Annotated in this window: 21 protein-coding genes and 1 tRNA gene; 15 read left to right on the plus strand and 7 right to left on the minus strand. The window is 60.0% G+C overall.

Annotated elements, in window-relative coordinates; all coding sequences use genetic code 11:
* The first annotated feature begins 6 nt into the window (after positions 1 to 6).
* From CRO62_RS20135 to CRO62_RS20155, 5 genes are all read left to right on the plus strand, one after another.
* Positions 7 to 1,215 carry an acetyl-CoA C-acetyltransferase gene (locus CRO62_RS20135; protein ID WP_097101470.1) on the plus strand — a complete coding sequence of 403 codons (1,209 nt, stop codon included), beginning with the start codon at positions 7 to 9 and terminating at the stop codon, positions 1,213 to 1,215.
* Positions 1,216 to 1,401: 186 nt separating this feature from the next.
* On the plus strand, positions 1,402 to 3,618 hold the full coding sequence (locus CRO62_RS20140; RefSeq protein WP_097101472.1) for a 3-hydroxyacyl-CoA dehydrogenase NAD-binding domain-containing protein: 2,217 nt from the start codon (positions 1,402 to 1,404) through the stop codon (positions 3,616 to 3,618).
* 169 nt (positions 3,619 to 3,787) lie between these two features.
* Positions 3,788 to 4,210, plus strand: a complete 423-nt coding sequence (locus tag CRO62_RS20145) for a hypothetical protein (RefSeq protein ID WP_097101475.1) — start codon at positions 3,788 to 3,790, stop codon at positions 4,208 to 4,210.
* A 287-nt stretch (positions 4,211 to 4,497) separates the two neighbouring features.
* A tRNA-Phe gene (locus CRO62_RS20150) sits at positions 4,498 to 4,573 on the plus strand.
* Positions 4,574 to 4,828: 255 nt separating this feature from the next.
* Positions 4,829 to 5,332: an alpha-ketoglutarate-dependent dioxygenase AlkB gene (locus tag CRO62_RS20155; RefSeq protein ID WP_323455511.1), complete on the plus strand. Its 504-nt coding sequence runs from the start codon at positions 4,829 to 4,831 to the stop codon at positions 5,330 to 5,332.
* A 10-nt stretch (positions 5,333 to 5,342) separates the two neighbouring features.
* Here the strand turns inward: CRO62_RS20155 and mnhG are convergent, their stop codons facing one another.
* The 7 genes from mnhG to CRO62_RS20190 form a co-directional block, all read right to left on the minus strand.
* Complete coding sequence (gene mnhG / locus CRO62_RS20160; protein ID WP_097101478.1) at positions 5,343 to 5,687, minus strand: monovalent cation/H(+) antiporter subunit G; 345 nt, start codon at positions 5,685 to 5,687, stop codon at positions 5,343 to 5,345.
* Positions 5,684 to 5,965, minus strand: a complete 282-nt coding sequence (locus CRO62_RS20165; protein WP_003514989.1) for a K+/H+ antiporter subunit F — start codon at positions 5,963 to 5,965, stop codon at positions 5,684 to 5,686. Before CRO62_RS20165 ends, mnhG begins: the two co-directional genes overlap by 4 nt.
* Entirely contained in the window at positions 5,962 to 6,450 is a 489-nt protein-coding gene (locus tag CRO62_RS20170) for a Na+/H+ antiporter subunit E (protein ID WP_003514990.1), read from the minus strand. The genes CRO62_RS20165 and CRO62_RS20170 overlap by 4 nt, the downstream gene beginning before the upstream one ends.
* Positions 6,447 to 8,093: a monovalent cation/H+ antiporter subunit D gene (locus CRO62_RS20175; RefSeq protein ID WP_179784584.1), complete on the minus strand. Its 1,647-nt coding sequence runs from the start codon at positions 8,091 to 8,093 to the stop codon at positions 6,447 to 6,449. Before CRO62_RS20175 ends, CRO62_RS20170 begins: the two co-directional genes overlap by 4 nt.
* Positions 8,090 to 8,425, minus strand: coding sequence for a Na+/H+ antiporter subunit C (locus CRO62_RS20180; protein WP_003514993.1), 336 nt, complete (start codon positions 8,423 to 8,425; stop codon positions 8,090 to 8,092). Before CRO62_RS20180 ends, CRO62_RS20175 begins: the two co-directional genes overlap by 4 nt.
* Complete coding sequence (locus tag CRO62_RS20185) at positions 8,425 to 11,343, minus strand: monovalent cation/H+ antiporter subunit A (protein WP_097101480.1); 2,919 nt, start codon at positions 11,341 to 11,343, stop codon at positions 8,425 to 8,427. Before CRO62_RS20185 ends, CRO62_RS20180 begins: the two co-directional genes overlap by 1 nt.
* A 106-nt stretch (positions 11,344 to 11,449) precedes the next feature.
* A complete protein-coding gene (locus CRO62_RS20190) occupies positions 11,450 to 11,827 on the minus strand; it encodes a hypothetical protein (RefSeq protein WP_097101482.1) in 378 nt (125 codons plus the stop codon).
* A 516-nt stretch (positions 11,828 to 12,343) separates the two neighbouring features.
* On the opposite strand from CRO62_RS20190, the gene CRO62_RS20195 reads away from it, so the two are divergent.
* The 10 genes from CRO62_RS20195 (at position 12,344) to fliF (ending at position 22,013) form a co-directional block, all read left to right on the plus strand.
* Complete coding sequence (locus CRO62_RS20195; RefSeq protein ID WP_323455512.1) at positions 12,344 to 13,939, plus strand: globin-coupled sensor protein; 1,596 nt, start codon at positions 12,344 to 12,346, stop codon at positions 13,937 to 13,939.
* On the plus strand, positions 13,939 to 14,238 hold the full coding sequence (locus CRO62_RS20200; protein ID WP_013635450.1) for an STAS domain-containing protein: 300 nt from the start codon (positions 13,939 to 13,941) through the stop codon (positions 14,236 to 14,238). Before CRO62_RS20195 ends, CRO62_RS20200 begins: the two co-directional genes overlap by 1 nt.
* Complete coding sequence (gene cheY1, locus CRO62_RS20205) at positions 14,235 to 14,600, plus strand: chemotaxis response regulator CheY1 (protein WP_003493773.1); 366 nt, start codon at positions 14,235 to 14,237, stop codon at positions 14,598 to 14,600. Before CRO62_RS20200 ends, cheY1 begins: the two co-directional genes overlap by 4 nt.
* A 16-nt stretch (positions 14,601 to 14,616) precedes the next feature.
* Positions 14,617 to 16,884: a chemotaxis protein CheA gene (locus CRO62_RS20210; RefSeq protein WP_097101487.1), complete on the plus strand. Its 2,268-nt coding sequence runs from the start codon at positions 14,617 to 14,619 to the stop codon at positions 16,882 to 16,884.
* A 13-nt stretch (positions 16,885 to 16,897) separates the two neighbouring features.
* On the plus strand, positions 16,898 to 17,806 hold the full coding sequence (gene cheR, locus CRO62_RS20215) for a protein-glutamate O-methyltransferase CheR (RefSeq protein WP_019564320.1): 909 nt from the start codon (positions 16,898 to 16,900) through the stop codon (positions 17,804 to 17,806).
* Positions 17,803 to 18,858, plus strand: coding sequence for a protein-glutamate O-methylesterase CheB (gene cheB / locus CRO62_RS20220; RefSeq protein ID WP_013635453.1), 1,056 nt, complete (start codon positions 17,803 to 17,805; stop codon positions 18,856 to 18,858). The genes cheR and cheB overlap by 4 nt, the downstream gene beginning before the upstream one ends.
* The gene (cheY2, locus tag CRO62_RS20225) at positions 18,858 to 19,247 is read left to right on the plus strand and encodes a chemotaxis response regulator CheY2 (RefSeq protein ID WP_003515008.1); all 390 of its coding nucleotides are present in this window, start codon (positions 18,858 to 18,860) and stop codon (positions 19,245 to 19,247) included. The genes cheB and cheY2 overlap by 1 nt, the downstream gene beginning before the upstream one ends.
* The gene (gene cheD, locus CRO62_RS20230; protein ID WP_003515010.1) at positions 19,244 to 19,789 is read left to right on the plus strand and encodes a chemoreceptor glutamine deamidase CheD; all 546 of its coding nucleotides are present in this window, start codon (positions 19,244 to 19,246) and stop codon (positions 19,787 to 19,789) included. The genes cheY2 and cheD overlap by 4 nt, the downstream gene beginning before the upstream one ends.
* A gap of 14 nt (positions 19,790 to 19,803) precedes the next feature.
* On the plus strand, positions 19,804 to 20,187 hold the full coding sequence (gene cheT / locus CRO62_RS20235) for a chemotaxis protein CheT (protein ID WP_003515012.1): 384 nt from the start codon (positions 19,804 to 19,806) through the stop codon (positions 20,185 to 20,187).
* A 143-nt stretch (positions 20,188 to 20,330) separates the two neighbouring features.
* Positions 20,331 to 22,013 (plus strand): flagellar basal-body MS-ring/collar protein FliF, encoded by a 1,683-nt coding sequence (gene fliF / locus CRO62_RS20240; protein WP_003515013.1) that lies wholly within the window; start codon positions 20,331 to 20,333, stop codon positions 22,011 to 22,013.
* Positions 22,014 to 22,031: the final 18 nt, after the last annotated feature.

A 22,031-nucleotide genomic window follows, 5' to 3' on the forward strand; every position in this document is an offset into this window, starting at 1 on the left:
GAGTTAATGACCGACGTTTACATTTATGACCATGTCCGCACCCCGCGCGGACGCGGCAAGAAGGATGGCAGCCTGCATGAGGTGCCCTCCGTTCGCCTTGCCGCCAAGACGCTGGAAGCCATCCGCGACCGCAACGGGCTCGATACGTCTGCTGTCGATGACATCATCATGGGCTGCGTCGATCCTGTCATGGATGCCGGCGCGGTGATCCCGAAAGCCGCCGCCTTCGAGGCCGGTTATTCCAACAAGGCACCGGGAATGCAGATCTCGCGCTTCTGCGCTTCAGGTCTCGATGCCATCAACTTCGCAGCCGGCAAGGTCAAGGCAGGCTCCGACGATATCGTCATTGCCGGCGGCGTGGAAAGCATGTCGCGCGTTGGCATGGGCATGTCTGGTGGCGCCTGGTACATGGACCCTTCGGTCAATTTCCCCGCCTTTTTCATGCCGCAGGGCGTGTCGGCCGATCTCATCGCCACCAAATACGGCTTTTCCCGTGACGATGTCGACGCCTATGCCGTCGAGAGCCAGAAGCGCGCCGCACATGCCTGGGAAAAGGGCTATTTCAACCAGTCCGTCATCCCCGTGAAGGACCGCAACGGCCTGACGATCCTTGATCGCGACGAACATATGCGCCCCGGCACGGACATGCAGGCGCTGGCTTCCCTCAACCCATCCTTCCAGATGCCGGGTGAAATGGGCGGCTTCGAAGCCGTCGGCATCATGGCCCACCCGGAAGTGGAGCGTATCAACTACGTGCACCATGCTGGAAATTCGTCCGGTATCGTCGATGGCGCGGCCGCCGTTCTGGTTGGTTCCAAAGCGGGCGGCGAGGCTATGGGCGTGAAACCGCGTGCCCGCATCAGGGCTTTCGCCAATATCGGTTCCGATCCGGCGCTGATGCTGACCGGCCCGGTGGATGTGACCGAGAAGCTTCTGAAGAAGACCGGAATGTCGCTTGCCGATATCGATCTTTTCGAACTCAACGAGGCCTTCGCCGCCGTCGTGCTGCGTTACATGCAGGCCTTCGACATCAGCCACGACAGGATGAACGTCAATGGCGGCGCAATCGCCATGGGCCATCCGCTGGGTGCGACAGGAGCGATGATCCTCGGCACGGTACTGGACGAGCTGGAGCGGCGCGATCTGAACACCGCACTGGTCACGCTCTGCATCGGTGCAGGCATGGGCACAGCGACGGTTATCGAGCGCGTGTGAGTTACGGAGGGCTAACCCCAGGCTCCTCTTCCCTGTGCTCGTCACAGGGATCCAGCAGCGCCGCGTCTGCGGCGCGCAAGAGTCTTCCAGCCCAAAGACTTGGGCTGACTGGGTTCCTGTGACAGGCACAGGAATGAGGGATCGGGAAGTCCGGCGAAACGAAATTCAGGGAAGAGGAATCCCAAGATGAGCACTTATACCAATTTCACCATCGAGACGGACGCAGACGGCATTGCCATTGTCACCTGGGACATGCCGGAAAAGTCCATGAATGTCTTCACTTCCGAGGTGATGGACGAACTGAACGCCATAGTTGACGCAACTGTCGCCGATAGCAGCGTCAAGGGCGTGGTTTTCACCTCCGGCAAGAGCACGTTTTCCGGCGGTGCCGATCTTTCGATGATCAAGTCGATGTTCTCCTTCTACAATGATGAGAAGGCGAAGGACCCGGATCAGGCAGCCGCCAAGCTGTTCGAACTGGTCGGCCGCATGACCGGCTTGTTCCGCAAGCTGGAGACCAACGGCAAGCCCTGGGTCTCAGCCATCAACGGCACCTGCATGGGCGGCGCTTTCGAGCTGTCGCTCGCCTGCCACGGTCGCGTCGCGTCGAATGCGAAGAGCCTCAAGATCGCCCTTCCTGAAGTCAAGGTCGGCATCTTTCCCGGTGCCGGTGGCACCCAGCGCGTGCCGCGCCTGACTGATGCGCAATCCGCCTTGCAGATGATGACCACCGGTCAGTCGCTGACCGGCGCGCGCGCCAAGGCCATGGGGCTGGTTCATCAGGTGGTGGAGCCGGATCAGCTCATTTCCGCTGCCAAGCAGATGATCAAGGACGGCCTGAAGCCGGTTGCCCCCTGGGATGAAAAGGGCTTCAAGGCCCCCGGCGGCGGCATCTGGACGCCGGCCGCTGCCCAGCTCTGGCCGGCCGCTCCGGCGATCCTGCGCCGGGAAAGCGCCGGTAACTATCCGGCAGCACTTGCTATCCTGAAATGCGTCTATGAGGGCCTGCAATTGCCCTTCGATACGGCGCTTAAGGTGGAGCAGCGTTATTTCACCGAAATCCTTCGCTCGAAGGAAGCCTTCGGCATGATCCGCTCGTTGTTCGTTTCCATGCAGGAACTGGGCAAAGGCGCGCGCCGACCGGTCGGCCAACCGAAGACGGAGTTCAGAAAGGTCGGCGTCGTCGGCGCGGGCTTCATGGGCGCTGCCGTTGCTTATGTCACCGCCGCAGCCGGTATCCCCGTCACGCTGGTGGACCGCGATCAGGAAGCCGCCGACAAGGGCAAGGGCCATTGCGAGGAAAGCGTCAAGGCCGCCATCGGCAAGGGCAGACTGACGCAGGATGAAGGCAAGGCCTTGCTTGACCTCGTTACCCCGACAGCGGATTACGCGGCGCTCTCCGACGCCGATCTCGTCATCGAGGCCGTCTTCGAAGACCGCGACGTGAAGAAGGCCGTCATCGAGGCCGTGGAAGCCGTGTTGCCTGAAGGAGCAATTTTCGCCTCCAATACCTCCACTTTGCCGATCACCGGGCTTGCGAAAAACTCCAAGCGCCCGGTGGATTTCATCGGCATCCACTTCTTCTCGCCGGTCGAGAAGATGATGCTGACGGAAGTGATCCTCGGCAAGGAAACGGGCGACAGGGCGCTGGCCGTCGCCTTGGATTATGTGGCCAAGATCAGGAAGACGCCGATCGTCGTCAACGACACGCGCGGCTTCTTCGTCAATCGCTGCGTGCTGCGTTACATGGCGGAAAGCTACGACATGCTGATCGAGGGCGTACCGCCCGTCATGATCGAAAACGCCGCGAAATTCGCCGGCATGCCGGTCGGCCCGCTGGCGCTGAACGACGAAGTGGCAATCGATCTTTCCTACAAGATCCTGAAAGCAACCGTCGCCGATCTCGGTGACAAGGCTGTCGATCCGCGCCATATGGAACTCGTCAGGAAGCTGGTGGAAGGCGAGGGCCGGTTTGGCCGCAAGAACGCCAAGGGCTTTTACGACTACCCGCCAAAGCCCGCCAAGAAGTCCCTCTGGCCCGGCCTGAAGGATCTCTATCCTCAGCAGAAGCCGGAGGATGTGGATATGGAAGTGCTGAAACAGCGTTTTCTGGTCACCGTGGCGCTGGAAGCCGCCCGCACCGTGGAGGAGGGCATCGTCACCGACCCCCGTGAAGCAGATGTCGGTTCCATCCTCGGTTTCGGCTTTGCGCCTTATACCGGCGGCGCTCTCTCCTATATCGACGGCATGGGCGTGAAGACCTTTGTGGCGCTGGCCGAGAAGCTGAGCGAGACCTATGGCCCACGCTTCAAGCCGACGCCACTTCTGAAGGACATGGCCGCCAAGGGCGAGACCTTCTACGGTCGCTTCGATCCCTATGGCAGCACCGCGAAAGCGGCATAGGCCTTCAAGACACACAAATGAACAGGCCCTTCGGGGCCTGTTTTTTTATCGGCCTATCGTGCCGATACTGTCGCTTTATGTGCATCCTTTGTCCTGCTGGGGCGTTGAGAAGGCGTGAACGGGCGATGCGCGCCCGGTGCCGCAATTCAGGACGCTTCAGGAGACTGCAATGAAGACATCGCTACGATCCCATGGTTTCGACAAACCATCGGACCTTGACGACCACTTGGCTGAACTTGATGAAGAAGCTGCGGAGAAAGAGGCAGAAAAGCCCGCTGTCCGAGAGGCGCGTGCTTCCGCTACGGTGGACCAGTCGATACGCGCGGAACTGGACGACCTTCGCAAACAGTTGGAAAAGCTGCGCCGCGATGTGAAAAAGCTGGAATCCGCGTCCCATCCAACCCGCCACAAACCCGCAGATATCAGGCACGAGAAAGACCACGAGAATTCGCGCCTGATGATGGTTGTGCGCTCCGTTGCAGTCACGTCGCTTGCCAGCCGCATTTTCGCGTCCTCACCCGTCATGGCCGCTCTGGTGGCTGTGGTGCCTTTTGCGCTTGGACTTGCCGCACGGCGCAGGGAGGGGGCATAATTGCCCCAAGCCGCCCACAACCGCCGCTCGCCCGGATCAGCCGCGCCTGAACCCGCCACCTAACTGTTGTTGATCAGGTCTGGCGGATTGCGGATAGCGCGTTTCCAGCCACGATAAGGCCTTCACCGCGCACGCATTCAAGCCATCCACAGGCGCCGTGAAAAAACTGTCAAAAAACTTCGCTATGGCGCTTGCCATGTCCGAACAAGATGTTATAACCCCGCTCACTTTCGGGGCACCAAACAGCCCCGCCCGCCAAAAGCGGAGGTTCTTCAAGGACCTGAAGTGCCCGGATAGCTCAGTTGGTAGAGCAGCGGATTGAAAATCCGCGTGTCGGTGGTTCAAATCCGCCTCCGGGCACCATTCTTCTCAATTTCATTTTTTCATGAATTGAATGCGTGTTGCCTCCTCCGTCTGATCGGCGCTGGCAAGGATTAGATTGCTTCCGTTGTCATCGGTTTTTAGCGCGGACGATGTAACTCGATGCGTTACGTCTGCCTACTTGTCCAACAATCGGAAAGCTGCCCGCAAGTGGATCATCGGATAAGCGCCTCTCATCTGCCGCCTGGCGTCATGTATTTTGATGACTTCCTTTCTTCAGGGGAGGAGGCATCCGTTATGGCGATGCTTGACGCTGGTGAATGGAACACGGAGCTGAAGCGTCGCGTGCAGCATTTTGGCTACCGGTACGATTATAAAGCGCGCGCTGTTACCGCCGATGCCTATCTGGGCAAGTTGCCGGCGTGGCTGGAAATCTTTGCAGAACGTCTGGTTGAAACAGGATACTGCAGGAGTTTGCCCGATCAGGTCATCGCAAACGAATATCTCCCCGGACAGGGCATCAGCGCGCATGTCGACTGTGTTCCGTGCTTTGACGACACGATAGTTTCGATAAGCCTTTTATCCGCGTGTGAAATGGTGTTTCGCGAATTGCGCGGACCGGACATTGGAAGCGTTGTACTTCAGCCTTGCTCCGTCGTCTTGCTTGGAGATGCCGGCCGCTACGATTGGACTCATGAAATTCCGTTGCGAAAATCGGATGTCGTCAACGGCGTGAGAACAGCCCGTCGCAGGAGAGTTTCCTTGACCTTCAGGAAGGTAATTCACGCAAAACTTGTCTGAGTCCGCGGTGCTACAGATGCTCCCGATTGTCCGAATTCTGCTCCGCCCGGTCCCGATAAAGCGCGGCACGCCCCAGCAGCATCAGCGACACTGGCGTCGTCACCGTCACGAAGATGCCGATGAAAATCTCGTGGAAGGCGAAGCGGTCGCCGGAGACGGAGAAATAGATGATGGAGGCCATGACGATGCCGCCGGTGCCCCAGCTGGTGCCGAGCGTCGGTGCGTGCAGGCGCTCGTAGAAGCTGTTGAGCTTGGCAAAGCCAATGGTGCCGATCAGCGTCAGCGAGGCGCCCAGAAGGACGAAGAACGCCACCAGAATGGCGGCCCAGAGCGGAAATTCTGCGGCATTGGTCATTCGATCACCTCGCCACGCATCATGAATTTGGAAAGGGCAACGGTGGAGACGAAGCCAAGGATTGCGATGAGCAGCGAGGCCTCGAAATAGATGTCGTTGCCGGTGCGCAGGCCGAAGGTCAAGAGAAGCAGCATGGCGTTGACATAGAGCGTGTCGACGCCGAGCACCCGGTCCTGGGCGCGCGGGCCGATGGCGATGCGGTAGACGGAAATCGTCATGGCGATGGCGAGCATCAGCTGCGCGAGCGAAAAGGACCAGAAAAGGATAATCGAACTCATTCGAATATCTCCATCAACAGTTTTTCATATCGGTTCTTGATGAGGCTAATCCAGGCCGCCTCATCCTCATCGTCGAGAACATGAAGCAGAAGCGTGCCCTGGCTGGAATTATATTCGAGCCAGGCGCTTCCCGGTGTCGAGGTGAGGATCGTCGCCAGAACGGCCAATCCCATCGGATCGCGAATGTCGAGCGGCACCGCGAGGAAACCGGATTTGCGGTCTCTCTCGCGCTGGAACAGAATGATCTTCACAACGGAAATATTGGACAGGACGATGTCGTAAAGCACGATCGCGATCAGCTTGACGAGCTTGTGCCAGTTGCGGATGCGCGGTTTTGCCGGCCGGAGAGACGCCATAGCCCAGGAGGCAATAAGGGCCACACCGGTGCCAAGCAGCAGATGTCCTGCTGAAAAGCTGTTGATCGTCATCCAGAAGATGATCAGCGACACCGTCAGCAGCGGGTAGGGCAGGACACGGCTTATCATGGCTGCGCCTCCGGATTGGTTCCCGCTCTCGGGGCGGAAATGACGCCCTGAATGTAGCTGGCCGGCAGATCGAGAATACGCGCCGTCTCCTGCATGTAACGCATCACCGGCCCCGCCTGCACGGTCATGGCGAGCGTCAGTCCGAGCAGCAGCATGATGGGCGCTATTTCGATGACGAGAACACGCGGTACTGTGCCTTCGAGGGAGGCCCAGAAGGTGCGGATGCCCGCGCGGGTCATTGAGATCAGCGAGGCGAAACCTGCAAAGACAATCAGGAAGACCAGCCACCAGGAAAGGGTGGAGACGGTGTCATCGGCCCCCAGCCCCGAAGGGTTGAGAATGGCGGTCAGCATGGAGAATTTGGCGATGAAGCCCGAGAGCGGCGGCAGACCGGCGAGGAGAATGCCGCAGGCTGCAAAACACGCCCCGAGCACTGCCATGGTGCCGGGCATGGTTACGCCGACTTCTTCTTCCTCTTCCTCCTCTTCGCCCTCGCCATAGGCTTCCATGGTTACGGCAAGAACGTTCGCGCCAGCATCCTGCCCGCGTTCCACCAGTTCGATCAGCATGAAGAAAGCGCTGATGGTGAGTGTGGAGCTGACGAGATAATAGAGCGCGCCGGCTGCAACCGTGGGATTGCCGGTGCCCATGGCGGCGAGAAGCGTTCCTGAGGACACCAGAACCGAAAACCCGGCCAGCCGCCCAAGCGCCTGCGAGGCAAGAACGCCGATGGCGCCGAAGATGATGGTGGCGATACCGCCGACAAGCAGGGCATCATGACCAAAACCGGCCGATTCCCCGGCCGTCTGCCCGAAAAGCAGGAAGGACAGGCGGGCAATGACGTAGATGCCGACCTTGCTCATGATCGCAAACAGCCCGCCGACAGGTGCTGAAGCCGAGCCATAGGCGGAAGGCAGCCAGAAATTCAGCGGCCACATGCCAGCCTTGACCAGGAACGCGATGCCGAGAACCGCAGCGCCGGTTTCAAGCAGCATGCGCTGGTCCGGGTTGAGGCCGTCGATGCGGTGTGCAAGGTCACCCATGTTCAGCGTGCCGGTGACGCCATAAATGAGGCTGACGCCGATCAGGAAGAACAATGCGGCGACGAGGTTGATGGCGATGTAATGCAGCCCGGCCTTGACGCGCTGCTGACCGGAGCCATGCAATAGCAAACCATAGGATGCCGCGAGCATAACCTCGAAGAAAACGAAGAGGTTGAAGAGGTCACCGGTCAGGAAGGCACCGTTAACGCCCATCAGCATCATCTGGAACAGCGAATGGAAATGCGCGCCTGCCTTATGCCATTTCGCCAGCGAATAGATCAGCGAGGGAATGGCAAGCAGTGCCGTCAAAAGCACCATCAGCCCGGAGAGGCGATCGGCAACGAGCACGATGCCGAAGGGCGCCGGCCAGTTGCCGAGCAGATAGACCCCGCTCGAAACCACCGCCGCAATCTCGGTATTGACCGTCGAGTTCACCTCGCGAAACAGCAGGATGGCGACAACAAGCAATATCACGGTCGAGGCAAGGCTGATGGCGGCCTTCGCCACGCGCTGGCGCTCGTCGAAGAACAACAGGAGGGCTGCGGTGATCAGTGGCACCAGAATGGGCGCGATGACGATGTGGAAGGGGAACGACATCATTTCGATTCCCTCCCGTCCACATGGTCGGTGCCGGTAAGCCCACGGGCGGCCAAAAGCACGACGAGGAACAGCGCAGTCGTCGCAAAGCCGATGACGATTGCCGTCAACACCAGCGCCTGCGGCACGGGGTCGGCAAGCGTGGAACTGTCGACGCCGTTCACCAGCACCGGCGGCGCATTGGTCTTGATGCCGCCGACGCCGAAGATGAACAGGTTGACGGCATAGGACAGCAGCGAAAGCCCGACGATGACCTGATAAGTGCGCGGGCGCAGGATCAGCCAGACGCCGGAGCCGGTCATGATACCGATGCCGATTGAAAGAATGAGTTCCATTACACGTCCTCCGCTTTTGCGGCTTCAGGCGTGCGAACGCGGTAGTTACGCAACGATTGGTGTGCCAGTGCTATAAGAATAAGAACGGTGGAGCCGACGACCAGCGAGAAGACGCCGAGGTCGAACAGCAAGGCGGATGCTGTCGGCATTTTGCCGATATAGGGTATCTCCGTGTACTGGAAATAAGAGGTCAGGAACGGATAGCCGAAGTACCAGGACCCCATGCCGGTTGCCGCCGCCATCAGAAGGCCGAAGCCCATCCAGCGCAGCGGCAGGATGCGGATGCGATCCTCCGCCCAGCGCGCGCCGCCGGCGAGATATTGCAGCAGGAACGCGATTGCCATGGTGATGCCGGCCGCAAAGCCGCCGCCGGGCAGATCGTGGCCGCGTATGAACAGGAAGATCGAAAAGGTGACGATAACCGGGAACATCCATTGCATGACGATGGACGGTACATAGAGATAGTCGCGCACCGTATCGCCCTTGCTGCGGTCGGGCCGCTCCGCATCGAAGGCGTTTTGCATCTGCTGCTGTTCCGGCACCCCGATGCTTTCATGCGCAGGGCGGAAACGGCGAAGCAGCGCAAAGACCGTCAGCGCCACGATCGCCAGCACCGCGATTTCGCCGAACGTGTCGAAGCCGCGGAAATCGACGAGGATGACGTTGACGACATTGGTGCCGCCGCCTTCCGAATAAGCGCGCTCAAGGAAATAGGTCGCGATGGCGTTCGGCACGGGCAGGGTCATGACCGCATAGGCGATGACGGACATGCCAATGCCGCTTGCTGCGGCCAGCAGGAAGTCACGGGCGCGGCGAAGCTGCGCCGGCAATTCATCGCTGCTGTCCACCTTCTCGAAGCGTTTCGGCAGCCATCTGAGACCGAGCAGGATCAGAACGGTGGTGACGATTTCGACCAGCAACTGGGTGATCGCGAGATCGGGTGCAGAAAGCCAGACGAATGTGAGGCAGGTGACAAGGCCGGAGACGCCGAGCATGATGAGTGCGGCGAGACGATGATATTTCGCCTGCCAGGCGGCACCCAGCGCGGCGATCATGCCGATCAGCCACAGAATGGCAAAGATCGGATCGAAGGACGTCACGCGCGGCAGCGACAATGAAAATTCCGAGAGGAAAAGCGGCGAGAAACCGGCAAGAAGCGCCACGAGGATCAGAAGCCTCAGCTGCGGCTGCAGGCGCCGGGTGCCGAGCGTGCTTTCCAGCCACCGCGCCCACTTCCAGGACACGGTGACGAGAATGCGCTCGAAGATGCGCTGTCCCCGAAGATGCCGGAAGATCGGCGGGCCGTCGTTGCAGCGCGAGAAATAGCCGCCGAGCAGGGCATAGATGGCAACGCCGCCGCCGAGTGCCGCAATACTCATGATGAGCGGCAGGTTGAAACCGTGCCAGATCGACAGGCTGTAGACGGGCGTTTGCGGGCCGAGAACGGAAAGCACGGCCGAATGCAGGAACGGGCCGATCGACAGGCTCGGAACGATGCCGACGATCAGGCAAGCGAAAACGAGGAACTCGATCGGGAAACGCATCCAGCGCGGCGGCTCATGCGGATTGGGGTTCGGCAGGTCAACCGGCTTGGGACCGAAGAAGACCGTGTGGATGAAGCGAAGCGAGTAAGCGACGGCGAAAGCGCCTGACAACGTCGCGACGTATGGCAAAGCCCGGTCGAGCAGCGAGTCTGCGTGGGTTTCTACCGCCTCGGCAAAGAACATTTCCTTGGAGAGGAAGCCGTTGAACAGGGGCACGCCGGCCATTGCAGCGCTCGCCGCCATGGCGAGCGTCGCTGTTGCCGGCATATAGGTGTAAAGCCCGCTCAGTCGCCGCATGTCGCGCGTGCCGGTTTCATGGTCGATGATGCCGGCTGCCATGAACAGCGATGCCTTGAAGGTGGCGTGGTTGACCATGTGGAAGATCGCCGCAACCGCCGCAAGCGGGCTGCCCAGGCTTAAAAGCGTGGTGATGAGCCCCAGATGGCTGATGGTCGAATAGGCGAGCAAGCCCTTCAGATCCTGCTGGAACATGGCGAAATAGGCGCCGAGCAGCAGGGTGATGACGCCTGCAGCACCCACTAGCCAGAACCATTCCGGCGTGCCTGCCAGCACCGGCCAGAACCGCGCCAGCAGGAAAACCCCGGCCTTCACCATGGTGGCCGAGTGCAGATAGGCGGAAACGGGCGTGGGCGCCGCCATGGCATTGGGCAGCCAGAAATGAAACGGAAACTGTGCGCTTTTCGTCAGCGCGCCGCCAAGGATGAGAATAAGTGCCGGCAGATAAAGGGAGTGGGCGCGGATATCGGCACCGGCCGCGATGATCTTGTCCAGATCGTAGCTTCCCGCCATGTGGCCGAGGATCAGAAGCCCGGCGAGCAGGCTGAAGCCGCCGATGCCGGTCACGGTCAGCGCCATGCGGGCGCCATCGCGCGCGCCGGCGTTCTGGTGCCAGTAGCCGATCAGCAGGAACGAGAAGATGCTGGTCATTTCCCAGAAGATCGACAGCAAAATGACGTTGCCGGACAGCACTATGCCGAGCATCGAGCCCATGAAGGCGAGCAAAAAGGCAAAAAACCGTGGAATAGGGTCCTGGGCCGACATGTAATATCGGGCGTAGAGAACCACGAGCAGGCCGATGCCGGTAATGAGGATCGCGAAAATCCAGGCGAAGCCATCCAGCCGCAGGGTAAAATTAAGCCCCAGTTGCGGCAGCCATTCCACATCGTATTTCAGCACGCCACCGCCACTGACATTTGGATAAAGAAGGATGCTGCCGACCAGGCCGAAGAGGGCTACGGCGCTTGCTACGTAGGCCGCGCTTGCGGCCGCGCCTTCGCGCGGCATGAAGGCCGTTATGAGAGCGCCGACAAACGGCAATGCGACAATAAATGGTAGAACGGTTGCAAGTGTCATATGCGGCGGCGGTTTTCTCTCTGGAATTGGAGCCTACGGCGGGTTTCCGACGACTCCGATCCCTCAAGGTTCGCAAGAAACCGAATGATGAGGACCGCCGGAATGACTAAGAGATAATATGCGGAGGTGCTCTTGGAACCACGTTCGCAAAGTCTCGGAAAGTTTGTGGCGCGATGGCAACAGGTGTGACGGCCGGTGTGGCATCAGCCACAATCCGCAGGATGGTCGAGGGAAAACCGACGGGGCGAAGCCCCGAAGCACCGTTGCGGGCCTTGCAGCCGTGATCGTCGCCGGTGGTGCAGTCCTTATCGCGAAGCGAGGGGGAGTGGCTGAGGTCAGCCGTCTGCAATCGTTCCAGACGGCTGGTCTTTGAGATTGCCTTGATGCCGGATGGTGCCTGAAAGCCGATGATGACGAGCAGGCTCGCAACCACAAGACCGATCAACACTTGCGGATGGCGCCTTGAACAGCGGCATTTCTCCATCCATAACAAGTTGGCATCTCCTTGATCGTAAAGGTCTCTCTAAAGCATCACCGCTGAGCGAATATCCCGTTGATTTGTTTTAGGGGAAGGCGGACACGCTTGTCCAGCGCACAGGCTGGAAAAACCGCCCGTCGCGTCCGATTCCTTTTCGTTTTTGCCCGTTTGCGGCAAAGTAGGGGCGACAATGGCTAAAAGCTTTTACAAATTTTACCGTTTGACGCCGCTGCTGATGTTTCTTAACTTTCAAGCAAGGAATTAACCATAAAGATTGATGGTATTTCCACGGCGGAATGGGGTTATCTCCCCTTCCAGGCATGACGCCGCACTGCCGTACCGGGCCCGATCCGGTATTTCGTTTCTTGGTTCAAGAAGGTCAGGCAAGCGTCGATGCCGCATCGTCCGCGATGGGTATGTTCGTTCAAAAATCCCCCTTAAGGGTGCTGGCGTTCTGAACCTTGCCATTTGGCCGGGTTTTACCGGCCGTCATATTATTGGGGTCGTCGGTTGGGGCAGGACTTGCCATCAGAACAAGCGCGGAGATCGGCAGGCGCAAGCCTGGCGGGGCGGTTGCGCTTTGCCGGCCTCGACGAGACGCAATCCGATTTCCTGCGCAATTATCGCAGCATGCTGGAGCCTTATGTGAAGGCCGGCCTGCGCGATGTGATGAACCGTTTCCAGTCCATGCCGGACTGTTCGCCGTCTTTCGAAAGCGAAAACCAGCTCGACCGCCTGCACGATTTGCAATCCTCGCACTGGAGCGTGCTGACCGATGCGCGTTTCGATGGGCTTTATGCCGAGCGGGTGAAAGTGCTTTCCGACAATGCCGGTCGCATGGGTCTCGATCCGCGCTGGCAGATCGCCAGCCATGCCGTCGTTCTGGAACATCTGCTGGGCGGTCTGGTGACTGAACACGCGCCGCGCTCCATCCTGCCCGGCAACCGCAAAAAGAGCCGCGAACTGGCGGAAGCCGTCAAGAACGTCGTCCGTCTGGTGATGGTCGATACCGAGATTGCCGTATCGCTGCGCTTCAATGAATTGCGCCTGCGCCATGGCCGGGAACTGGCAGAACAGCGCGACAATGACCGCTCTGAAGCCGCAAAGTTGCTGGGCGAAGCGCTGACGGCATTTGCCGCAGGCGATTTGCAGGCCCGCATCGGCGGCGACGTGCCCGACGCCTACCGCGACGTTGCTGCCACTTTCAATGCGGCACTCGAGACGATCGGCGCGTCACTGACATCGGCGCAAAACAGCATCGGCGAGGCCGAGGCGCTGAGCGCGCGGTTTGCCGACATTGGCCGCTCCATGGCGGAGCGCTCCCGCCAACAGGCCGCAGCCCTTGCCGAGACCTCCCGTGCGATCCAGATGATGATCGGGGATGTGGCCGAAAACGGCGCCCGCATTTCGGCGGCGGAGACGGCGGTTTCCCATGCCCGTGATGCGGCGGTCGAAAGCGGCAAGGCAATCGGCGAGGCGATAAACGCGATGTCGGATATCGAGCAATCCGCCGAGCAGATCGGACGGATCATCGGCACGATTGACGAGATCGCTTTCCAGACGAACCTTCTCGCCCTCAACGCCGGCATCGAGGCGGCACGCGCCGGTGACAGCGGACGCGGTTTTGCGGTTGTCGCGCAGGAGGTCCGGGCATTGGCCCAGCGTTCCGCAGACGCTGCAAGAGAGATCAAAAGCCTCGTTGGCTCCACGAAAAAGCAGGTCGAAGGCGGCGTGCACATGGTCAACCGCACGCAGGACGCAATCGGCGGTGTTGTCCGGCAGGTATCCGGCATCAACGACATGATCACCGAGGTCTCCCGGCACGCGGCAGAGCACGCCGGCGAATTGCAATCAGTCGCTGCCGACATCGGTGAACAGCAAAGACAGGCCGACCGGAACCTTGCCGATATGGGCAATGGCTCCTCGGAGGCCGATACGCTTCACACTGTCATTCTGGAACTCGGCCGCACCATTCGCGAATTCCGCATTGCCCGTCAGGGACAGGCGGCAGCTGTCGCCGCTACGGCTCGGCAGGACACATCATTTGTGGCCCGTGCGGATAACCGCACGGATTACGGCCAGGATTACCAACAATTCAGACGCCAAGGAGTCATGTAATGGCAGCCAGAAAAGCAGCTGAGGCGACGCTGAAACTGTCACCGGTGCTGGATCTCAACGAGGCATCGGCGCTGCACGGCAAGCTGATGACGCTGAGAGGAGCACCTTTGTCGGTGGATGCGTCCGAGGTGGAACGTATCGGTGCGCTTTGCGCCCAGGTGCTGATGGCCGGTGCGAAGTCCTGGGAAGAGGACGGCAAGCCGTTCGGTTTTGCCAGAGTGTCCGATGCATTCGACAAGACCATGAAACTGATAGGCGTCGAAATCGATCATTTGCTCCTGAAGGAGATCAAGAAGTGAAGAAAAAAGTTCTTACCGTGGATGACTCCAGAACGATCAGGAACATGCTCCTGGTCACGCTCAACAATGCCGGTTTCGAGACAATTCAGGCCGAAGACGGCATTGAGGGTCTCGAAGTGCTGGAGCAGAGCAACCCCGACGTCATCGTGACCGATATCAACATGCCCCGTCTTGACGGTTTCGGCTTCATCGAGGGTGTGCGTCGCAACGAGAAGTACCGGGCCATACCGATCCTCGTTCTGACGACCGAAAGCGACGCAGAGAAGAAGAACCGCGCCCGTCAGGCCGGTGCTACCGGCTGGATCGTCAAGCCGTTCGATCCTGCGAAGCTCATCGATGCCATTGAACGCGTAACTGCCTGATACGGGACATTTCACGATGGATATGAACGAAATCAAGGAAATCTTTTTCCAGGAATGCGAGGAACAACTCGCGGAACTGGAATCGGGGCTTCTTAAATTGAATGACGGTGACCGTGATCCGGAAACCGTCAACGCCGTTTTCCGTGCCGTTCATTCCATCAAGGGCGGGGCGGGTGCCTTCGGTCTGGATGATCTCGTGGCCTTCGCCCACGTTTTTGAAACGACCCTCGACTGCGTTCGCTCCAACAAGCTGGAACCGACACAGGACGTCCTGAAAGTCATGCTGCGTTCCGCCGACGTGCTGGCGGATCTGACCAATGCGGCAAGAGACGGTGGCAGCGTCGACGAAAGCCGCACCCGTGGACTCGTCAAGGAACTGGAAGCCCTGGCCAACGGCGAAACCGTCCACGCATCCGCGCCGGTGGCAGCGCCGGTTGTCGCAAAGATGCCGGAACCCGTTGCGCCCAAGCCGACGGACGATAGCGGTTTCGAGCCGATCCCGTTCTCCTTCTCGGACTTTGCCGATGAAACGACGCCGTTGATGGAGACGCCGTCTTTCCAGATAACCTTCAAGCCGCATGCATCGCTTTATTCGAAAGGCAATGAAGCAGCCCTTCTCCTGCGCGATCTCTCGCGCATCGGTGAGATGAGCGTCAATTGCGACCTGTCGGAACTGCCTTCGCTCGACAAGCTGGATCCAGAAGCGTCCTATTTCTCCTGGACGGTTTCGATCGCGACCGACAAGGGTGAAGAGGGTATCCGCAGCGTCTTCGAATTTGCCGAATGGGATTGCGATCTCGAAATCACCCCGATTCTTTCGGAAACCGCTACGGATGCGGAAGAGCTGCCGATGATCCCGGTTCCGTTCGACCTGTCGGCTCTCGACGGTGATGCGGAAGGGGAACCGGCCATTGTGACCGCCGGGGCGGAAGAGCCCTACGTTGCCGCAGTCGTAGAGGCTGCCGTCGCAACGACGCAGATCGCCCAGAGCGTCAACGCCGCCATCGAAAAGCGCGAGGCTGCAGCAGCGCCCGCCGCGGCGCAGGCGAATGCCAATGCCGTGGCCAATGCAAGCGCCGGCCAGACCATCCGTGTCGATCTCGACCGTGTCGACCGCCTGATCAACCTCGTCGGCGAGCTTGTCATCAATCAGGCGATGCTGTCGCAGAGCGTCATCGAAAACGATGCGAGCGGCACGTCTGCCGTCAACATGGGTCTCGACGAACTCCAGCAATTGACGCGCGAAATCCAGGACAGCGTCATGGCGATCCGTGCGCAGCCGGTGAAGCCTGTCTTCCAGCGCATGTCGCGTATCGTTCGCGAAGTCGCCGACATGATCGGCAAGCAGATCCGCCTCGTTACCGAAGGCGAGAACACAGAAGTCGACAAGACGGTCATCGACAAGCTGGCCGAACCGCTGACGCACATGATCCGCAATGCGGTGGACCACGGCATCGAAACGCCGGAGAAACGCGAAGCCGCTGGCAAGAACCCGGAAGGCACCATCAAGCTTTCGGCCAAGCACCGGTCGGGCCGCATCCTGATCGAGCTTCAGGACGACGGCGCGGGCATCAACCGCGAGCGCGTTCGCCAGAAGGCGATCGACAACGATCTCATCGCTGCCGATGCGAACCTCACCGATGAGGAGATCGACAATCTGATCTTCGCGCCTGGCTTCTCCACCGCGGACAAGATTTCCGACATTTCCGGCCGTGGTGTCGGCATGGATGTGGTCAAGCGTTCCATTCAGGCGCTCGGCGGCCGTATCAACATCTCCTCGCGCCCCGGTCTTGGCTCGACCTTCACCATGAGCCTGCCGCTGACGCTTGCCGTTCTCGACGGCATGGTGGTAACTGTGGCCGGCCAGACGCTTGTCGTTCCGTTGACGGCAATCGTGGAAACCCTGCAGCCGGAAGCGAAGAACATTCACTCCTTCGGCGCCAACCAGCGGCTGATTTCCATCCGCAACTCTTTCTGCCCGCTGGTCGATGTCGGACGCGTTCTGAACTTCCGTCCGACCCAGGCCGATCCTGTGGAAGGCGTGGCGCTTCTGGTGGAATCGGAAGGCGGCGGCCAGCGCGCCCTGATGGTCGATGCGATCCAGGGACAGCGCCAGGTCGTCATCAAGTCTTTGGAAGCCAACTATACCCATGTTCCAGGCATTGCCGCCGCCACCATTCTGGGTGACGGACGCGTTGCGCTCATTCTGGATGTCGACGCCATCGTCAGCGCTTCGCGCGGGCAGCCACTGAAACAGGAAATGTCACTCGCGGCGACGGGTTGAAGGCGGATATCCAATGGCAGCACTTAATCTCAGCGATCAGCGACAGTCTCCCGATGACGTTCTTGCCAGCGGCGAATATCCGCTGACAAGACGCGATTTGTCGGAGATCGCTGCGATGATCTACGCGGATGCGGGCATCTATCTCAACGACACCAAGGCGTCGCTGGTCTATTCGCGCTTGTCCAAGCATATCCGCAATCTCGGACTGGCCGGGTTTCGGGAATATTGCGCACTGGTGTCATCGCCCGATGGAGCGGCTGCGCGCCGCGAAATGCTGTCGCACCTGACGACGAATTTCACGCGCTTCTTCCGCGAGAACCACCATTTCGAACACCTGCGCGACGAGGTCCTGCCGGGCCTCATTGCAAGGGCAAAGACCGGCGGACGCGTCCGCATCTGGTCGGCCGCCTGTTCAGACGGGCAGGAGCCCTATTCGATTGCGCTCACCGTGCTCGCCATGTTTCCCAATGCGGCGGACTACGATTTCAAGATCCTGGCGACGGACATCGATCCGAAGATCCTGGCGCAGGCCCGTGCCGGTGTTTACGACGACAACGCGCTCGAAACCGTGTCTCCCGCGATGCGCAAGCAATGGTTCACGGAAGTTGATGCCGGCGGTCGCCGCAAGTTCCGCATCGATGACAAGGTCAAGCGCCTCATCACCTTCAATGAACTGAACCTGATGACGCAATGGCCCTTCAAGGGCAATTTCGACGTCATCTTCTGCCGCAACGTCGTCATCTATTTCGACGAGCCGACCCAGATGCGTATCTGGACGCGTTTTGCGGGCCTGCTGCCGGAAGGCGGTCATCTTTACATCGGCCATTCCGAAAGAGTGTCCGGCGACGCCAAGAACCTGTTCGACAATACCGGCATCACCACCTACCGCTACATTGGTCACACGTCCGGGAGGAAGGCATGAGCGCACTCGCACGGGTCCTCGTCGTCGATGATTCCCCCACCATGCGTGGCCTGATTTCCGCCGTCCTCAAGGCCGATCCGGAAGTTGAGGTGGTTGGACAGGCCGGCAATGCCATGGAAGCGCGCGCCGCCATCAAGCAGCTCAATCCCGATGTCGTGACGCTCGACATCGAGATGCCGGAAATGAACGGCCTCGAGTTTCTCGAAAAGATCATGCGACTGCGACCGATGCCGGTCATCATGGTCTCGTCCCTGACGCACCGCGGTGCGGATGCCTCGCTCGCCGCGCTTGAAATCGGTGCTTTCGACTGTGTCGGCAAGCCGGCTCCAGGCGATGCGCGCCCCTTCGGCGACTTGGCCGACAAGGTGAAGGCCGCCGCACGGTCGCAACACGCAGCCTACCGCGCGGCGCGCCCGGAACCCGTTGTCGCAGCCCAGCCAACCCCGGTCAGCGATTATCGCGCCGGCCGCAAAGTCGTCGCCATCGGCTCCTCCACCGGCGGTGTCGAGGCACTGATTGCCGTGCTCCAGAAGTTTCCGGCCAATTGTCCGCCGACTGTCATCACCCAGCACATGCCGCCGACTTTCACCAAGAGTTTCGCAGAACGGCTGAACCGCATCTGCGCACCCGTCGTGGAAGAGGCGACGGATGGCGCGCGCCTGCAGACCGGCAAGATCTACCTTGCGCCGGGCGGTGAGCGCCATTTGCAGATTTCCAATCGTAACGCGCCCTGCTGCCGGCTTATCGAGCGCGATCCCGTCAACGGCCATCGCCCTTCGGTCGATGTGCTGTTCGATTCGGTCGCCGAGCTTGCCGGACGCAACGCCGTCGGCGTCATTCTCACCGGCATGGGCCGCGATGGCGCGGCCGGGCTGCTGAAAATGCGGCATGCCGGTGCGCGCACCGTCGGCCAGAACGAAAAAACATGTGTCGTCTACGGCATGCCCAGAGTGGCCTTTGAGCTTGGCGCCGTTGAACTGCAATTGCCGCTGGCCTCAATCGGCGAAGAAATCCTGAAACTAACCACTGCCCGCAAAGAAGGTGCTGACTAATGTCTCTCGCAGAAAAGATCAAAGTTCTGATCGTCGACGATCAGGTGACCAGCCGGCTGCTGCTCAGCGATGCGCTGACACAGCTCGGCTTCAAGCAGATCACTGCCGCTGGCGACGGCGAGCAGGGATTGAAGATCATGGAGCAGCAGCCCCATCATCTCGTCATCTCCGACTTCAACATGCCCAAGATGGACGGCCTCGGTTTCCTGCACGCCGTGCGGGCCAACCCGACCCTCAAAAAGGCGGCCTTTATCATTCTCACCGCACAGGGCGACCGTGCGCTGGTGCAGAAGGCAGCGCAGCTCGGCGCAAACAACGTGCTGGCCAAGCCCTTCACCATCGACAAGATGCGCGCAGCCATCGAAGCGGTTTTCGGATCGCTGAAATGATTGAAGCTGCGGCCAAGCGCGTACATATCATTCAGGGCGAGTACAAGGTTGTCAGCGATCCCGACGTGGTCATGACGACGATACTCGGTTCGTGCGTGGCCGCCTGTCTGAGAGACCCCGTTGCCGGCATTGGAGGAATGAACCACTTCCTGCTGCCGGGAACGGGCAACGTGACCGGTGGGGATGCGACGCGTTATGGCGTGCATCTCATGGAACTGCTGATCAACGGTCTTCTAAAGAAGGGCGCACGCCGCGACCGGCTGGAGGCGAAGGTTTTCGGCGGCGCAAAAACGATTGCCAGCTTCTCCAATGTCGGTGAACAGAACGCCATCTTTGCCATGCAGTTTCTGAAGGATGAAGGCATACCGGTCATCAGCTCCTCCACGGGCGGGGATCATGGCCGCAAGATCGAGTTCTGGCCGGTTTCGGGCCGTGCACGACAGCATCCGCTGAGCGGCGCGGAAACCCAGAAGACGGTCGCCATGGAAACGCGTCCGGTGCCGGCCCCCAAGCCCGTCGCCAACGACATCGAATTTTTCTAGTCACGGAGTTTCCAATGCAGATTGCAAACAACACCGGCACCACTCCGTTCGAAGAAGCCTTGCCCGACGTTCTGATGCGCGTGGTATCGGAACTGCACGATGTCGCCTATCTGATCGAGCGCATCGAGCCGCAACTGCTGGAAGCGACAAGCGGCGAATTGTCCAGCGATGGCGTCAAGCTCTTGCAGGGCATCGACCTTGCCGTCCAGAAAACCCGCGGCCTTGCCGAGTTCATCGATACCGTCACCGGCTCCATTCCCGGTGATTGGATCGTGGATGTCAGCACCGCGCTCAGCCTCGTCAAGCTGGCCGAAATGCAAAAGGCGCTGGGCGCAGCCATCCGCCACGGCCATTCGCAGCCGCTGGACAAGGTCGCCGGCGACTTCGACCTGTTCTAGGCAGCATTCCATCAGCATTCATCCCAGCGGTTACCTTCCTTTCGCGGATTACGGATAAAGGCAACGCTCGCGCAAGCTTCGCACCCTATTGTCATTACGGGGCCAAAAGGTCTCGGACTCTATGAATGACGGTGCGGAACAGAATGAATCTGTTAAATCAAATCCCTCAGGTCTTGAAGAATTTCGCGGCGCTGGGTCAGACACGGTTGTTGATGCTGGGCGGCGTGGGCATTTTGTCCATGGCCATTATCCTTGCAGCAGCACTCTACGTGAACCGTCCCGCTTACGAGACCCTTTATGTGGGACTTGAAAAAAGCGACCTCAACAAGATCAGCATTGCACTCGCCGAAGCGGGGCTGGACTTTCAGGTTGGAACGGATGGCGCCAGCCTCCAGGTTCCGGTCGGTCTCACCAGCAAGGCAAGGCTGCTTCTGGCCGAGCGCGGCCTGCCTGACAGTGCCAATGCCGGTTATGAGCTTTTCGACAATGTCGGTTCTCTCGGCCTGACTTCCTTCATGCAGGAAGTGACCAGGGTTCGCGCCCTTGAGGGTGAGATCAGCCGCTCCATTCAGCAGATCGACGGAATTGCGGCCGCACGCGTCCATATCGTCATGCCGGATGTCGGTAATTTCCGCCGCGGTGAGCAGAAGCCCACCGCATCGGTCATGATTCGAGCCAATGCCACCGCCGGGCGCAAGGCGTCCGCTTCCATCCGTCATCTCGTCGCCTCGGCCGTTCCCGGCCTTGAGGTCGATGACGTGACGCTGCTCGATTCGACCGGCCAGCTTCTCGCTTCCGGTGACGACGTCACCAACGCTGCCATGAACCGCTCGTTGACGCTGGCGCAGAACGTTCAGCAGGAAATCACCACCAATATCGACAAGGCGCTGGCGCCTTTCCTCGGCATGGACAATTTCCGCTCCAGCGTGACGGCGCAGCTCAATACCGACAGCCGACAGATTCAGGAAACCGTCTACGATCCGGAATCGCGCGTCGAGCGCTCCGTCCGCACCGTTAAGGAAGACCAGAAGTCCCAGGAAACGCAGCCCGATACGGCCGCGACCGTGGAACAGAACGTACCGCAGGCAGCGCCCCAGGGCGGCGCAGGTGGCCCGCAGTCTTCCGACCAGTCGGCCAAGAAGGAAGAGCAGACCAACTACGAAATCAATTCCAAAACGGTCGCCACGGTCAAGAACGGCTATACCGTCGAGAAGATTTCGGTCGCCGTGGTCGTCAACAAGGGTCGCATTGCCAAGATGGTCGGCGAACCCGTCGACCAGGCCAAGATCGACGCCTATCTTGCCGAAATGCAGAAGATCGTCACCTCGGCTGCGGGCGTTTCCTCCGATCGCGGCGATATCGTCACGCTGACGGCGATGGACTTCCTCGAAACGCAGCTGCTCGACGAAGCGGCAAGCGGGCCGGGCATCATGGAAGTGCTCAGCCGCAATTCTGCAGGCATCATCAACTCGCTCGCCTTCGTCGCTGTTGCTTTCCTCGTCGTCTGGCTCGGTGTACGCCCTCTGGTTCGTACGGTTACCGGCAACGGTGCGGCGGCAGGCCAGATCAGCCAGGAGACCGCAGGCCTCGAACTGCCGGATTTCTCTCCCGGCATGGATGCGGGTGCTGGTGGTCTCATGGAAGGGTTCGGGGCGGATTTCGGCTTCGACAGCACCGACGATCTTCTGGCGGGTGGCGACAGCGAAGGCACCTTCAACCGCCGGGTTCGCGAAGGACCCGAGCGCAGGCTCTCCCGCATGGTGGAAATCAGCGAAGAACGCGCAGCCAAGATACTTCGCAAATGGGCGGTGGAAAAAGCTGCATGATTTTGAAAAAGGCCGGGG

The organism is Rhizobium sp. AN6A (assembly GCF_900215635.1).
GTDB classification, from domain to species: domain Bacteria; phylum Pseudomonadota; class Alphaproteobacteria; order Rhizobiales; family Rhizobiaceae; genus Agrobacterium; species Agrobacterium tumefaciens.